A 16503-nucleotide genomic window follows, 5' to 3' on the forward strand; every position below is an offset into this window, starting at 1 on the left:
AAAAAAGCTGCCGAAGCAGCTTAGCGACATTCCACGTCGTTTTAGGTCTTTTTATTTGAAAAATTAACAAAAATTAAGAATCAATCTTATCAAACTTACGATCAATCAAACTCAGGCGACCACGAACCACATCGGACAACATCCGCCAATCAGAGATAAAACTATAAAGTGGTTGCTTAAAACTTGCAGGCTTATTATGTTCAAAGAAAAAATGTCCAACCCAAGCACACGCATAACCAGACAATAAGCCATAAGCCAAATATTTAGCCTTACGCTGGCGAATCGCTTTACTCCAAAAATATAAACCAATCGAACTGCCTGCTACATGCAAACGACGACTCGCCATACTGCGATGCTCGGTTAAGTAAAAGCGATAAAACTCATTGTAATCTTTTATCGGTAATGTGAATTCTACCGGCTTCGTTAAATTTGCTGGTGCATTCATTTTTTGATCATCCTAATCCTGTCCTCTCTGCACACGGTACTGCATTTTTTGTACAAAATAAAGTCATGTAAGATAATACGATATACTGAACCATGTCCTACAAGGAAAATAGCCTTTTTCAGCATAATTGCTCAACTTGTGCTTAGGTTATACTCAATCATAAACTTATTCATTCTAACGGTCAGGAGTCATCTCCACATGGAAATAGAACTTAAATTTCAACTTCCTGCATCTAAGAAAAAAAGTGTTTTATTGGCATTAAATAAGCAGAAAGCTCAAAAAATTCGTCTACAAGCCAAATACTACGATACTGCTGATCGAACTTTAGCAAAAAACTATGTCGCAATCCGTTTGCGTCAAGAAGGTGAACATTGGGTACAAACCTTTAAAGCAGCGAGTAAAAACCATTTACAACGCATCGAAGAAGACATTGAACTGGGTAAATGTGAACAAGAACCCGTTTTAGATTTATCTCTTTATGAAAATTATCCAGCTGTACAAAGTATTTTGAAAGACCTGTTAGGAGATCCACTCGCTCCACTAGAATTGCAATTTCAAACTGATGTGGAGCGCACCTTTCACACCTTTGAATTTCAAGGTTCTAAAATCGAAGTCTGTTTAGATGATGGTGAAATTCGAACCGCCAAGGACACTGCAAAAATCTGTGAAGTAGAATGTGAGTTAAAACAAGGTTCAGCCCGCGATTTAATTATTTTCTCGAATCACTTAGTCGAAAAGTACCAATTATGGCTCGATGTACGCAGTAAAGCTGAACGAGGTAATTTATTGGCAATAGGGAAAAAAGTTTCACCAGCGACTAAAGCCAAAACATTACAACTTCAATCAGACTTTTCTGCTGAGCAAGCGATCAAACTGATTATTGAAAATTGCTTAAATCAAATCCTACCCAACGCTGCCGCAATTGCTGGCGAGGTGGCTGAAGCAGATCATATTCACCAAGCGCGCGTTGGCATACGTCGTTTACGTTCAGCACTCAAACATTTTTCTCATTGGACAGAGCAACTTGATCCAGCTTGGCAAAATGATCTGACAGAGATTTTTCAAGCATTGGGTCAATCAAGAGATCAAGATGCGATTCAAGCATCCGTCATTCCATTAATTAAGACTGTATCTGATTTTGACTTCTCATTTCCAATTTCAGCTAAAACGAATATTTCCAAATCATTAAGCAGTGTTAAAACAACACAGCTATTTCTATCATTATTTAGCTTTATCTATAGTGAAAATGAATCAACAACGAAGTTATCGAAACAAGTTGCGAAAAGCTTAACTTCACTCTATCAAAAGATTTTGAAAGATACCTCGGTATTTTCAGAACTTCCAGTAGAGCAACAACACCGTACACGAAAACGAGTAAAACAATTGCGTTATTGCATCGACTTTATTACTGGGCTTTATCCAGAAAAAGTAGTTCAAAAGTTTCTGAATGAATTACAACCGATTCAGGAATATTTAGGTTTCTACAATGATCTATTTGTTGCAGAACACCTGTTCGAACAATATGCACCGAAACAACCGCAGTTTTTATTTGCTTTAGGTTGGGTCAAAGCGCAACAACCGCATGTGATGAAAAAAGCAGATAAAAAGCTACAAGTCTTGTCTCATAAAGATATCTTCTGGGAGTAAAAGTTTCTTTTGCCTTCTATATTATTATCATAACGGAGTCGTACCGAACCCTCATTCAATCTCGGTATATGCCTTCGGCGACCTACTTTTCTTTCGGGAAAAGTAGGCAAAACCATTTGTCATCCACAAAACCTGTTCTCGGCTTTCATTAATCTAATTTCATTAACTCGTCCAAAACTACCTATCTTTTTAGTATCACGCAGGTTGTGGATGACGCTCCCGAGTAGCATATTCCCAAACAAGATTTTTATGCAGCTTAGATCATTCAACGATACTTCCCAAAAATCTTCCATGTGCCATTATCAGCAACTGGATCGCTATAGCTATCATTACGCTGCTTGCGCGGCTTATCCCGCGCATCGACCAATTTAAAATGTGGCTCTACACTGAGAATCATGCCATTCATATAAAAACGAGTTCGCGTGTATTCACTTTGCCCATGCTGAAACACATAAGTACGCAGATCAATAAATTCACGGTGCGCCACCAAAGCGGCTGTATCATCGCTCTCTAACCACGCTTGCATCGCAAAAATTTGATCAGTATCAAACTGTCCGCATTTTTCCACTAATGCCGCCACGCCTCGAAAAGTTTTAGATTCTTTTGCACGAGTTTTATTGATCCGAATCCGATCTACATGGAAAAAAAATAGAGGTAGATTCAGATGACTCGGTAAATGGATGGCATCAACAAGCTCATCTTGCATAAATGGCTGACAAAGTTGCTGCGCTCTTTCAATCAAAGGTTGCCATTGACGATAATATTCATTTACTTCCTCTTTTAAGCCGTAATATATCGGCAGCCCTTCTACATGCTGCAAATGTTGAGGTGGATGAATATGCTGACGTAGTAAAGCAATATCGGTTTTTAGGCTTTGAATCTCGATTGCATCTGACATTTTGATTATTCTAATTTACTTAGGCTATTTTAGAGTAAGACAACGGTTTTGTTTATGCAAGGCATTGTCTATAATGTCTAATCTAGTTTTTGTTGGAAAAGACCATGTCTCAAAAAATTAATGCGACTGATGTAACTGAAGAAGAAGCTTTAAATGCGGTATTTTTTGAGCGTGCAGATGAATTTATTAAACTCGCCAATGAATTTTGCCGCCCACCAAAAGGACAAACAGCAAAACCAGAAGAGTTACGTGGTCAAGTGAGTGCAGCAATGCTATTTGCCACTGCCCGTTTTAACACATGGGTCGCAGCAAATAATTTTAAAGATGGCAATGAAATGCAAGAAGCGAAAGAGCAAGTCATGTCATATTTACTGCAACAATTTCAAATGATGTTAGAAGATAACTTTGACGAATATTGTGAGCAGTTTGATAACTATTTACGTTTCCGCAAAAACGAAGATTTCCACACACATAAACATGACCACAAATAATCCTTTGTAGGTCGAATCGATAAAAGGCATTGGGTATCTCAATGCCTTTATCTTTTTTAATTAGAATGCGGTATTCACCAAATATGCGGTATAAGCAACGAAGCTGAATAACCACACTCCACCCTTAACACGTCCGATTCGCCCTCTTCCTTTAAAGCTCAGTGTAAATATCAATAGGCTTAAAGTGAGTGCACCCATTACCACCATGTCACGATGTAACACTTCTTGTGGCACAACTGTAGGATGAATCACCCCTGCTAAACCGACAACAGCGAGCGTGTTAAACATATTGGAGCCGATCACATTACCTATCGCAATATCTAACTCACCTTTGCGTGCTGCTGCGATCGAAGAAGCCAGCTCTGGCAAAGACGTTCCAATAGCAACCACAGTTAATCCAATAATTAAGTCACTCACACCAAAGGCTTGAGCAATTTCTACCGCCCCCCAAACCAATAAGCGTGAACTAATCACTAAGATAATCAAACCAAATAAAAGCTGAAAAATCGAACTCTTTAATGGTGTTTTTTTGCTTTGTAGATCGGTGTTGAACTCATGACTCAATACATCACTTTGACTTCGCATGCCTTGCCAAATCGACCAGCCCATATATAAGACCAGCATCAAAAGCATTAACACTGCATCAATTCGGCTGAGCATCTCATCAAAAATTTGTAAGATACAGATTGCGGTGACTAACAATAATATTGGCAATTCTTTACGTACAACCGCAGATTGCACCATAATCGGATGAATTAATGCAGTTACACCAAGAATCAAAGCAATATTTGCAATATTTGAACCATAAGCATTCCCTAATGCCAGCCCTGGGTTTCCATCAATAGCAGCCATAACCGAGACAACAATTTCGGGTGCTGATGTACCAAACCCGACAATAATCATCCCAACTAGCAAGGGCGGCATACCTAAGTGACCCGCAGTGGCTGAAGCACCATCAATAAACTTATCGGCACTCCAGACCAATAAAATCAGTCCAACAATCACCGCGATCACAGCAAAAGCCATGCTACTCCCCTTTTCCTTATCAATGAAAACACTTCACATGCATTGGATTAGCTTGTCTTCTAATATGACGAGCAACAAGAATTCAAGCATGTGAATTTAAATCTAACTTCAACCATGAAAGCACAGATTTTTAAAAAAACCACCATCAAAGTGAGGAGATCCTAATCAACGAGGATCTTGAGCCTGACCATATTGATCAGCCATCACCTCAACGAAATGCTCAAGTTTAATGTATTTTTTAATGACACGATCAACATCATCTTTACTTAGCTTGGCAAATTCTTGGTCACGCACAGCTCGATCCAATAGCGTTTTATTACGTTCTAATTGCGAAGTCAACATGCCGTGAATACGGCGTTCATCTTCTAGTGCAGTCACTCGCTTTTTCATGATATCAGCCTTAGCTGCTTCCACTTCTTGCGCTGTTACACCTTTGCTGAGTAAATCATTCAGTACCTTGTGAACTGACTGAGAGACTTGGCCAGAACGACCTGCCGTATAGTTGGCGGTGATACTTAAAGTACCATCATCGATATCAGGATCTAGGTCTAAACCACTCCCAAATCCATAGACCAATGCATTTTTCTCTCGTAATTCTTGCGCTAAACGCGAAGAAAGTTGCGAGTTACCTAAAATATGACTAAGCACAATTAAAGCAGGTGCATCTGGATGATAAGAACCAACCGGAATCGCTAAAATACTTTGATAGCTTCCAAATTCACGCTGTTCAGATAGCGCATGAATTTTCTGTGCTTTATATTCCGTATATTGTCCAGTAACTTTACGGAAAGGTTGTTTTGCTTTCCAAGACCCAAAGGTTTTCTGCAAAGTCTTTTTCATTTTCTTTGGATCAAAATCACCTGTGATCGCAATTTGCGCGTAGTTCGTTTCAAAGAACTGATCGTAAAACTGCTTAACTTGTGCTTGTGTCGCTTCATTCAACTGCTTCTTCGCAAGTTCAGGCTCAAAGTGGTAACGTAAATCTCCCGGCTGATAGATTTCTAACACACGAGATAAAGTCATCGATGCAACGACTGCGGGTTCAGTATACGGACGATCCAATGCCGATAAACTTTGATTCTTAGCTAGATCAAACTCTGTTTGGGCAAACTTTGGCTGCTTTAACACATCCACGATAAAACTGAAGAAATCTTCAAATTTATCTTTTTTCGCCTGTATAACGATGGTTAAACCGTTGCCATTTGAACTCACGGAAGCCCCACCACTCGCAGCAATCGCCTTATCCGTAATTTCCTGCAAAGTATGTTTTTCAGAACCACGTAACATCAAATAACTCGCTAAATCTAAGGTTGTTGCCTTTCCAAATAGCGCCTTTTCATCACCAAAATCTAAACTAATCGTGGCATAGGTTTTATCATCACGTGTTGACGTTGGATAAAGTGCGTAACGAATGCCATTTTTCAACTGACCACGTTGAATCTTCTGTTCGTTTTTCTGCAATTGCTGTGCTGACTGTTCAACAAACTGTGCCACTTCTTGCTGATAAACTTTCACGTCCTTAAGTGGTTCAGCCACTTCATTCGTCTGATCTAAAGTTTTGGGCTGCTTTTCCTCGCTCAACGTCATTGCCTTTTTCTGATCTTCTGGCGTAGGTCGGATATCACCAGAAATACGATGTTCAGGCACTAAAAACTGTTTGAGAGTCGTATTTAATTCATCAACTTTGAGTGCTTGAATCGCTTGTAAATCTTTAAAATAACGATCCCACTGGCCATGCGAAGTTACTGCATAATCGCTTAAACGCGAACCTAAAGCGACCGCATCATTGGCAATGGTATCGGCTGCATTCTGGGTGATATTTTTGAGACGCTGTAGTTCGACTTCACTAAAAGCTTGTTTTTTCTCAACACCCGTTGTTAAGGCTTCACTCACTTGCTTCTCGTCATGATTCGGCGCATAAATTGCCCCCATAAACACAAGATTGAAATCCTGATCCAGCCATGTTGTTGATTGAACAGCAGTACTTATCCCTGTTTCAACCATACTTTTATATAGACTACCGCTTGGCTGTAAAGTAAATAATCCTGGTGCAAGCGCTAAAGCAGGTGCGATATCGCTATTTTTTCCATTCATGTAAATATGAAACTTGGCGAGGTCACTTCCCTTTTCTACACTGAACTGACGTTGTTTGATCATGGTACTATCTAATACTGGAACTTGCACTGGTACAGGCACGGGTCTCGCTGGAATTGGGCTAAAATGCTGGTCAATTTTTTTCAGCACTTCGGCCTTATCAAATTTTCCAGAAATCACCATGATTGCATTATTCGGTGCATACCACGTTCTGTAAAACTGATTCAACTCACTCATATTGATTGATTTCAACTCAGCAAGATCACCAATTGGCAAACGCCCAAGATACTGATTGCCGTAAGCTGCTTTCAACATTTGATCCATCAACACCGCAAAAGGTTGATCCATACGGATCTCACGTTCACGCTTTACAATCTCAATTTCGGCTGGAACAAATTTTTCCTGTAGAACCAACTTATCCATACGCTCAGCTTCGAGGTATAGAATTTCATTCAGCGCATTTTTCTCAGGACGAACAATATTAATATACTTGGTTGAATAATAATCAGTGCTGGCATTGGTCATTAGCGTGTATTGATCCAAACGGCGCTGAAACTCATCGCCTTTAACATTGACCGTACCTTTAAATGCCAAATGCTCTAATAAGTGTGCAAGACCGCCCTTGCCCTTAGGATCGTTCAATGAACCGGTCAAATAAACTGTGTTTACATAGACTTTATTTTCTTTTTCATTTGGTGCCAGAATAACTCTAAAACCGTTATCTAATTTATATTCTTCAATATTTCTTTCACTTTTTACGAGTACCGCTTGAGACCAAGACGTCGCACTCAACCCGATCAAACAAAGAGAGAGAGTAAGCTGCTTAAACCGCGTTAACATAATTTATCCAAGTATTTTTGGTGATTTAAATAAAAAAACTATAGTAGAGAACGATTCGCATTTTTAATAGTTATGTTTTGAAAAAAGCTGTTTAATTAAACAGCTTTTTTCTTTATTTGTTTTAAGATTACGTAAATTTTAGAGATTAAGCTCAGCTTGCATATAGAGTTTTGCATAGCCCGAAATCTCAATTCGATCTTCAGATTGAATAACGCAATCTAAAATACCGCCTCGTTTCGAAGCTTGAAAAGCAACCAATTGCTTTTGATTCAGTTTATCTGCCCAAAGTGGAACAATAGCTGTATGGATTGAACCTGTCACCGGATCCTCATCTATGCCAATCGCAGGCGCGAAATAACGTGACACACAATCAAACTGTCCTTCACCTCTTGCTGTAATTGCCACATCTGGTTGAGAGGCAGTAATCGCTGTACGCACTTTGCCAAGCTGCTTTAGCTTTTCCAGATTGGGTTGCTCATCCAATACATCTTGCACAGTTTCGTACTCAACAATATACGCCTGAACATTTAGGTACACAGCCTTAAACGGTTTCGTTAAGCCATCACGCAACACTTGTGGGTAGTCAGTGATCAACTCGGCTCTACGAATCGGGAAATTCATTTTAATTTTACCGTCTTCAGCTTGAGTAACGATAAAAATTCCTAAATCTTTCACATGAAATTGAATCGTCTTTACAGTAGTGAAATCTTTAAATAAAACAAAGGCACTAGCTAAAGTCGCATGTCCACAGAAAGCAACTTCATCTGTTGGTGAAAACCAACGAATTTCATAATTCGCATCATCTTGTCTTTTGACAAAAGCAGTTTCAGACAAATTGTTTTCTAAAGCAATATTTTGCATCAGCGCTTCATCTAACCACTCATTCACAACGATTACAGCCGCTGGATTACCTTTAAAAAGTTCTTTGGTAAAAGCATCAACTTGGTACATTTTCATAAATTTAGACTCTCAAACTTTTTCAATTATTTTGAACAAATGGTTGATGAATTATAGATACAGATTTTTCTAAATTTACAATACACATCTAAACTTTTAGCGATAAACAACTTTATTTGCAAACAGCATCGTTTTTTTAAGTTATGACTTAGAAACCCAAAGTCTTAACACGACTCAACGAGTTTCTAACTTACAGATTTTGGGTGTTGAAGTTTTACTTCTTTTCAGTGACCCATAACATGATTGTACCTTGTACAACTATAGTTCCGTCTTCACGATAAGCTTCAATCGTAACATTCAGATCACCAGCTTTCCATTCATCTTCAACACGCGCAATCAGTTTAATATCTGAATTAGATTTAGCGACATAGTTGACCTGCATCCCTTTTGGCAACCATCTAAGATGGGCTGGAATAGATGCTTCTGTTAATACTCCCATCACAAACTCTAAACCATTACAGATTGCAATCACATGAACCGTTCCAATATGATTTTCGACAGTTCTAGTTTTAGACATTATTGCTTCGCAATAATTACGCTCTAATTTCTGAATAATCGGATCAACTGTCTGAAAATATGGAGCTTTGCGACTTACAACTTTAGAAAGTAGTCTTAATCCGCCCGGAACAGGTTTTAACCATTCATAAGCAGCTAGCACATAGTTTTCTTGACGAGTAACTTTCTTTTTTACTTGATTGAGAACCGATGTAATTATATTAGTCATGTGAGTATGATATTAGGTGAATGAGCAAATAACATAACATCTCTCAGGAGTGCCCGACATTGTCTAAGTCAAATAAACGTAGACTCAATAAAGACAACCCATAAAAATAAAAAGGATGGCGCACCACACTGCTGTCCCACAATTATTCCAAGAAGAACCTCAATTGAGGTTCTTCTTGTTTTCGCCACTTCTTATCGGGTAAAAATAATGCCTTTAGAAGTTTTCTTTCAAATAAATTGACCTGAATAATTCTTAATAATCTCTGGACAGTCCATCCCTCATGAGCCATATGTTTTGCAAAACTCACTAATAAATAGGCAATTAATGCAATCCATATTTGAGTTTGTATGGCATTTCGGCTTCGACCTAGAAATGATTTCAATTTTAAATTCTGTTTAATCGCTTTGAAAAATAATTCTACTTTCCAACGATCTTTGTAAATTGCTGCAATAGTCGATGCAGCTAGATGAAAGTTGTTACTTAGAAATTCAAATGTCCTTTTCTTTTCAACATCATAAAATTCTATTCGTCTTAATCGCTTCGGTGCACCACGCTTTTTAGCATAATCACTGCTCAACTCAATATATTCATCCGCAAGAATTCCTTTGCAAGCGTATACTTCACGTTTTGACTTTACTTCATAAACCGTCTTCGGTCTTAGCCGTGTCACAAAGCTGACTTTTCGGTCAGTCATCTCTGCAAACCACTGATAATCAACATACCCCTTGTCAAAAACTACGATACTTCCAGGTGGAAATTTGAGTAATCTGCCTTGCACCATATCATTTTCAATACCATCTCCGAGTGCAACAAATTCAGGAATCGTATTGCTGTGATTTAATCCAACTGTCAGTTTAATGCTCGCTTTGGATTCATGTACTTTTGCCCATTCGCATAAGGACAGTGAAAGATCAATGTGGCTTGCATCAAGTGAATACAGCGGATTCTTAAATCGAAATTTATGTGCAATCTTTGTGTTTTCACAATGCCGAAGTAACTGAGTAAATAATTGCTGATATAGGCTGGCAGGTTGTTCTTGATTGATTCTTGCCAAGGTGCTTCGTGCAATAGTCTTAGCACCGAGGTGATAGAGCTTTTCCTGCTGTGATTCGAGATTGGATTGAATATCTCTTAAGCTTTGCCGACAGGACAGCTGGGACATCAATATGGCAATAAACTGATCCCAGCGTGTGGCTGATCTTAATTTTTGTCCACAATGATGCTGCTTGGCAAGACGTTCAAAATCACATCGTGAAATAGGTTTAAGTAATTGATGAAATACGGTATTCTGATGTGACAAAACCTGAGTCCTTGTAGTTAAAGTGTTTGTTCGCACTTATATTTTAACTATTTTGGACTCAGGTTTTTTATTTAAACAAAACTATGGGACAGCAGTGTGGCGCACCATCCTCTTGTTCACTGGATATTTACTCTTCCATATGCTCAATAATGGCTCGACCAAACTCTGAGCAGCGTAATAAGGTTGCATTTGGCATTAGACGCTCAAAATCATAAGTTACGGTTTTTGCCGCAATTGCTCCTGAAACACCTTTGATAATCAAATCAGCGGCTTCGGTCCAGCCCATATCTCGTAACATCATTTCAGCAGAAAGAATAATCGAACCCGGATTGACTTTATCTTGTCCAGCATACTTTGGCGCAGTTCCATGTGTTGCTTCATAAACTGCAATCGCACCACCAATATTTGCACCGGGCGCTATACCTATCCCGCCAACTTCTGCCGCCAGAGCATCAGAAATATAGTCACCATTCAGATTTAATGTGGCAATGACTGAATAATCCGCTGGGCGCATCAGAATTTGTTGTAAGAATGCATCAGCAATCACGTCTTTAATAATAATGTCTTTGCCGGTTTTAGGGTTTTTAATTTTAACCCAAGGACCACCATCCAGCAGTTCACCGCCAAAACGCTCGATTGCAAGCTCATAGCCCCACTCTTTAAACGCACCTTCGGTATACTTCATGATGTTGCCTTTATGCACCAAAGTCACAGAAGGCTTATCATTATCGATCGCAAACTGAATTGCTTTTCGAACCAAACGTTGCGTTCCCTCTTTTGAGACAGGCTTAATACCAATACCACATCCTTCTGGGAAACGAATTTTGGTCACACCCATTTCTTCTTTGAGAAACTTAATCACTTTTTTCGCTTCAGGAGAATCGGCTTTCCATTCAATCCCAGCATAAATATCTTCCGAATTTTCACGGAAAATCACCATATCTGTTAATTCAGGATGCTGTACTGGTGAAGGAACGCCCTCAAACCAGCGTACAGGTCGCACACATACATACAAATCTAGTTCTTGACGCAAGGCAACATTTAAAGAGCGAATGCCACCACCAACAGGTGTCGTTAATGGACCTTTGATCGAAACAATGAATTCACGTAGTGCATCAAATGTCTCTTCTGGCATATAATTACCGTAAATCTTATCGGCCTTTTCACCACAATAGACTTCCATCCATTCAATCGAACGTTTGCCACCGTATGCTTTTAGAACAGCAGCATCTACAACTGCTTTCATTGCTGGTGTAATATCTACACCAATACCGTCGCCTTCGATAAAAGGAATGATTGGATGATTTGGAACATTCAGTGACAGGTCTGCATTTACGGTAATTTTATCGCCATCTGCAGGAACCACGATCTTCTGATAACCCATTGTATAGGCTCTCCCTCATGTAACTTGCGAGTAAATGTATACCTTCTTATGGCATACTTTATTTTTTATACTGTGAATTAGTTTAATCCAATCCAATATGTTTTTTGATTTATATGAGAAATAACCGCATTTCCCGATAAAATAAAAGCATATATTCACCAAATACCCCATAATCCAAAAGTAGTATTTCTCTATGAAAATAGTTGTCTTCAACAAACCTTATGATGTCTTGTCACAGTTTCGGGAAGATGAAGCACATTTAACGGTTTCAAGTTTTATCAAAGATCCTGAGTTGCGAATTGCAGGTCGTTTAGATTTAGACTCCGAAGGTTTGATGTTTCTGACCGATCATGGAGGTTTAAATCAGTTCATCACTCATCCAAGCAATAAAAAATATAAAACTTATTTAGCCCAAGTTGATGGCGATGTTACCGAAGAAGCTTTGGAGCAACTTCGTAATGGTGTCGAACTTGCGGATGGTATGACCTTACCTGCTAAAGCGATGAAAGTTGATGAACCAGAATGGTTATGGGATCGTGATCCTCCTGTTCGCTATCGCGCAAGCATTCCGACGAGCTGGATAGAACTGCAAATTTGTGAAGGTCGTAATCGTCAAGTTCGCCGTATGACTGCCGCTGTTGGGTTCCCTACCTTACGTCTTATCCGTACTCAAATTGGTTCAATCAATTTGATTCGTCTAGGTTTACAACCGGGCGAACAAACTGAAATCGAGCCGTTGCTTTTCCCTGATTTTAAAGACCTGCCTGAGGACAAGCCTTACCGTTCTCGCTCTTATGTGAAGAAACCTGGCGGGACTGGCGGCAAGCCTATGCATCAAAAGAAAAAAGAAGGTGACAAGAAAGACCCGAATAAGAAAAAATCAGGTACCAAGCGTATTTGGCAAATGGATGAAAGTGAAAAGCCACGTCGTAAAACCAATGGTACAACTCGACCAAATACTAAAGCACCGCGCGGACGTAGCCGTAATGGTCGTTAAATAAAAAAATTATGAAAGAATGCATATGCATTCTTTCATAAAACTATTACGCCATTTCCTCATCTAAGATTTTTATATATTGTTTTAAATCGTTATTAATAAGATCATGAAAACGACTAGTAATAATTTTCTTTATCTCTTCAATATCATTATTTTCCACATAGTTGAATATCTCTTCAGAGGTCAAAATAGTCTTTTGAAATGATAAATGCCACTCAGGTGACATCTTTTTTCTACCAACTTTAGAAAAGAAGTTTTTATTTTTAGAATAAATCTTATGAAGTTTTTCTCGTATTTCTTGATTGCCTTTACCAATTTTTAAATCAAATTTAACAAAATCATTTCTTACATTGAACTCAAACAAATAGAGCCAGCTATCTTGCAAATTTTCAGAAAAATCTAACAAGCCTTTTGATCTCAACCTATCATAATTTTCATGTATAAATTTTGGCTGAAATCTAATATAGGTTTTATTACTATGAAAATACACAATACTAGATTCATTTTTTATCATATCACTTATTATTTCACCAATCTCCGTAATTTCCGTTGGTCGATTATATTTATAAACCAGATCAAATGCCGCCTTATATTTCTTATATAAGCGTTTAGAAATATCTTCAATTTCCTTATTTTCATTTAACATTGATTTCAAAGTTCCTAAATATTGTTCAAGTACAAATTTGACTTTATCTGCCAAACCTAACCTTTGATTTAAAATTATTTTCTCTAAAAGCTTTATAATATGAGAATAAGTTAGTTTCACATAATACTTCTCAGCCTCTTGGCTAACCACCTGATCTTTAAGAGATAAATATATATAAATTTGATGATTATATTCTCCATACAAATTATTCACTATATTTCTATATTTTTCTAATTGCCCACTACTCTCTCCAGAATAAATTTTATTCTCAACAAGCATAAAAAATTTATTCTTAGGTGAAATAAAAAGAAGATCTATATTTTTAAACTCTCTTTTAATAATTAAATCATCAAAATCCAAACTAAAGAAATCAAAAACTGATAACCCATTCTCTACACCTAGATTTTGGAATTCATTTTCTTGGAAATAAATTTTTATAAACTCTTTAAAAACATAATCACCTAAACCATGCGTAGCATTGGGATCAAACAACCATGATAAAAAATTAGAGTGTTGAAGCTCACGATGTGAAACTCGAAGTATACTCATTAAATTTACTTCTTCATTTGCTAAATTTTGTAAATTCGTGAAATCATCATCAAGAATCAATGCTTTTAATTGATTCTCCACCTCAGTCTCCATTGCTACCCCCCATTAATTAAAACTATTACTTAAGACGATATATTGATTTAAATCTAATAAAAATTAAAGACACAAAAAAGCCGATGTTTTCACATCGGCTTTTTACATCACTGATAAATTTATCAGTAAAGTATTAAAACTTAAATAGTTTCAAGCGCAGCATTAAGTGTTGCACTTGGACGCATTACAGCACTTACCTTCACAGGGTCTACAGCATAGTAACCACCAATATCAGCAGCTTTACCCTGCACTTCACTTAATTCAGCAAGAATTTTCTGTTCATTTTCAGCGAGTGCTTTTGCTAGAGGAGCAAACTTCGCTTTTAACTCAGCATCTTCATCTTGAGCAGCTAATGCTTCTGACCAATACAACGCTAAATAGAAATGACTACCACGGTTATCAAGTTCACCTGTACGACGTGATGGAGACTTGTCGTTATCCAACAATTTTCCTGTCGCTTGATCAAGTGTCTTGGCAAGCAATTTTGCACGGTTATTGTCTTCTTTGATACCAAGTTCTTCTAAAGACACAGCCAATGCAAGGAACTCACCAAGAGAATCCCAACGTAAGTGGTTTTCTTCAACTAACTGCTGTACATGTTTCGGTGCTGAACCACCCGCACCTGTTTCATACATGCCACCACCCGCCATTAACGGCACGATAGACAACATTTTCGCAGAAGTACCCAATTCCATGATTGGGAATAAATCAGTTAAGTAGTCACGAAGAATATTACCTGTTACTGAAATCGTATCCAAACCACGAGCTACACGCTCAAGCGTATAACGCATTGCGCGTACTTGCGACATGATTTGAATATCTAAACCTTCAGTGTCATGATCTTTCAAGTATTTTTCAACTTTCTTGATCAGTTCATTTTCGTGTGGGCGGTATGGGTCAAGCCAGAAAATCGCAGGCATACCAGAGTTACGTGCACGTGTTACTGCAAGTTTCACCCAATCACGAATTGGAGCGTCTTTCACCTGACACATGCGCCAGATATCACCTTCCTCAACATTCTGAGACATCAACACTTCACCTGTTTCAAGATCAGTGATGTTGGCAACACCCGCTTCTGCAATTTCAAACGTTTTATCGTGTGAACCGTATTCTTCTGCCTTTTGCGCCATCAAACCGACGTTTGGCACAGTACCCATCGTACGTGGATCAAAGTTACCGTTCCACTTACAGAAATTAATCATTTCTTGGTAGATACGTGCGAACGTTGACTCAGGCATTACTGCTTTACAATCGTATGGTTTACCATCAGCACCCCACATTTTACCGCCACCACGAATCATTGCAGGCATTGAAGCATCTACAATCACATCATTTGGTGAATGGAAATTGGTAATACCTTTTGCAGAATCAACCATTGCAAGTGCAGGACGGTGCTCTTGGCAAGCATGTAAATCTTCGATGATTTCTTCACGTAAAGAAGTCGGTAATGTCTCAATCTTTTCATAAAGACCAGCCATACCGTTATTCACGTTAATGCCTAACTCATCGAATAATTTGCCGTGCTTTTCAAACGCATCTTTGTAGTAAATTTTCACACAGTGACCAAATACGATTGGGTGTGACACCTTCATCATGGTCGCTTTTACGTGTAAAGAGAACAAAATGCCCGCTTCACGACAATCTTCAAGTTCTTTTTCATAAAAGTCGCAAAGCGCCTTTTTGCTCATGAACATTGAATCAATGATTTCACCATCTTGTAACGCAACTTTTGGCTTAAGCACGATGGTTTCACCACTTTTGGTGATGAGTTCCATTTTTACATTACGTGCACGGTCAAGTGTCATCGACTTTTCACCGTGGTAGAAGTCGCCTTCATCCATATGAGAAACGTGAGTTTGTGACCATTGCTTCCACTCGCTCATTGAGTGCGGGTGTTTTTTCGCATAGTTTTTAACAGCCGCAGGTGCACGACGATCAGAGTTACCTTCGCGTAAAACTGGATTTACCGCTGAACCAAGACATTTACCATAACGCGCCTTGATTTCCTTTTCTTCCTCAGTTGTTGGGTTTTCAGGATAATCAGGAATTGCATAGCCCTTAGACTGCAGCTCTTTTATGCATGAGGTTAACTGCGCTACAGAAGCACTGATATTTGGAAGTTTGATAATATTTGTATCAGGATCCTGAGTACGACGACCAAGTTCTGCGAGATTATTCGTTACCTTCTGTTCGTCATTTAGGTAATCCGAAAACTCTGCAAGTACCCGTGCAGCAACAGAGATATCACTTTTAACGATCTCGATGCCTGCAGGCTTAGTAAAAGTCTCAATGATTGGCAGTAGCGAATAGGTCGCCAACAGTGGCGCCTCATCAGTCAGTGTGTAAATGATTGTTGACTTCCCACTAGCCATATATAGCCCCTTGTGTTGGATTGAGTTTTGAGGGTCGAAC

13 protein-coding genes are annotated in these 16503 nt (G+C 38.6%); 3 read left to right on the forward strand and 10 right to left on the reverse strand.

Going from position 1 to position 16503, the window contains the following annotated elements; all coding sequences use genetic code 11:
- Window positions 1-73: 73 nt before the first annotated feature.
- Window positions 74-445, reverse strand: coding sequence for a DUF962 domain-containing protein (locus tag AAC851_RS04160; protein ID WP_151212317.1), 372 nt, complete (start codon window positions 443-445; stop codon window positions 74-76).
- Between the two features lie 198 nt (window positions 446-643).
- Here AAC851_RS04160 and AAC851_RS04165 point away from each other — a divergent pair, with 198 nt between their 5' ends.
- Window positions 644-2092: a CYTH and CHAD domain-containing protein gene (locus AAC851_RS04165; protein ID WP_340600551.1), complete on the forward strand. Its 1449-nt coding sequence runs from the start codon at window positions 644-646 to the stop codon at window positions 2090-2092.
- 265 nt (window positions 2093-2357) lie between these two features.
- Here AAC851_RS04165 and AAC851_RS04170 read toward each other — a convergent pair whose 3' ends face one another.
- Window positions 2358-2990 carry a hypothetical protein gene (locus AAC851_RS04170; protein ID WP_075315924.1) on the reverse strand — a complete coding sequence of 211 codons (633 nt, stop codon included), beginning with the start codon at window positions 2988-2990 and terminating at the stop codon, window positions 2358-2360.
- A gap of 104 nt (window positions 2991-3094) precedes the next feature.
- Between AAC851_RS04170 and AAC851_RS04175 the strand changes: the two genes are divergently transcribed.
- Window positions 3095-3481 carry a DUF3144 domain-containing protein gene (locus tag AAC851_RS04175; protein ID WP_004638360.1) on the forward strand — a complete coding sequence of 129 codons (387 nt, stop codon included), beginning with the start codon at window positions 3095-3097 and terminating at the stop codon, window positions 3479-3481.
- 60 nt (window positions 3482-3541) lie between these two features.
- Here the strand turns inward: AAC851_RS04175 and AAC851_RS04180 are convergent, their stop codons facing one another.
- The 6 genes from AAC851_RS04180 to icd form a co-directional block, all read right to left on the reverse strand.
- Window positions 3542-4507: a calcium/sodium antiporter gene (locus AAC851_RS04180; protein ID WP_005091128.1), complete on the reverse strand. Its 966-nt coding sequence runs from the start codon at window positions 4505-4507 to the stop codon at window positions 3542-3544.
- Between the two features lie 165 nt (window positions 4508-4672).
- Window positions 4673-7441 (reverse strand): M16 family metallopeptidase, encoded by a 2769-nt coding sequence (locus tag AAC851_RS04185; protein WP_340600552.1) that lies wholly within the window; start codon window positions 7439-7441, stop codon window positions 4673-4675.
- Between the two features lie 138 nt (window positions 7442-7579).
- Window positions 7580-8398 carry a PhzF family phenazine biosynthesis protein gene (locus AAC851_RS04190; protein ID WP_340600553.1) on the reverse strand — a complete coding sequence of 273 codons (819 nt, stop codon included), beginning with the start codon at window positions 8396-8398 and terminating at the stop codon, window positions 7580-7582.
- A gap of 214 nt (window positions 8399-8612) precedes the next feature.
- A complete protein-coding gene (locus AAC851_RS04195; RefSeq protein WP_125502693.1) occupies window positions 8613-9122 on the reverse strand; it encodes a hotdog fold domain-containing protein in 510 nt (169 codons plus the stop codon).
- Window positions 9123-9264: 142 nt separating this feature from the next.
- The gene (locus tag AAC851_RS04200; RefSeq protein ID WP_008942576.1) at window positions 9265-10422 is read right to left on the reverse strand and encodes an IS4 family transposase; all 1158 of its coding nucleotides are present in this window, start codon (window positions 10420-10422) and stop codon (window positions 9265-9267) included.
- Between the two features lie 127 nt (window positions 10423-10549).
- Window positions 10550-11806: an NADP-dependent isocitrate dehydrogenase gene (gene icd / locus AAC851_RS04205; RefSeq protein WP_005081826.1), complete on the reverse strand. Its 1257-nt coding sequence runs from the start codon at window positions 11804-11806 to the stop codon at window positions 10550-10552.
- Window positions 11807-11999: 193 nt separating this feature from the next.
- On the opposite strand from icd, the gene AAC851_RS04210 reads away from it, so the two are divergent.
- Complete coding sequence (locus AAC851_RS04210) at window positions 12000-12803, forward strand: rRNA large subunit pseudouridine synthase E (RefSeq protein ID WP_005091135.1); 804 nt, start codon at window positions 12000-12002, stop codon at window positions 12801-12803.
- Window positions 12804-12849: 46 nt separating this feature from the next.
- Here AAC851_RS04210 and AAC851_RS04215 read toward each other — a convergent pair whose 3' ends face one another.
- Window positions 12850-14079 carry a PDDEXK-like family protein gene (locus tag AAC851_RS04215; protein WP_252150430.1) on the reverse strand — a complete coding sequence of 410 codons (1230 nt, stop codon included), beginning with the start codon at window positions 14077-14079 and terminating at the stop codon, window positions 12850-12852.
- Window positions 14080-14231: 152 nt separating this feature from the next.
- Window positions 14232-16463 carry an NADP-dependent isocitrate dehydrogenase gene (locus tag AAC851_RS04220; RefSeq protein ID WP_125502689.1) on the reverse strand — a complete coding sequence of 744 codons (2232 nt, stop codon included), beginning with the start codon at window positions 16461-16463 and terminating at the stop codon, window positions 14232-14234.
- Window positions 16464-16503 lie beyond the last annotated feature (40 nt).

This window comes from Acinetobacter sp. HZNU-JH01 (assembly GCF_037996845.1).
In the GTDB taxonomy this organism is placed as follows: domain Bacteria; phylum Pseudomonadota; class Gammaproteobacteria; order Pseudomonadales; family Moraxellaceae; genus Acinetobacter; species Acinetobacter haemolyticus.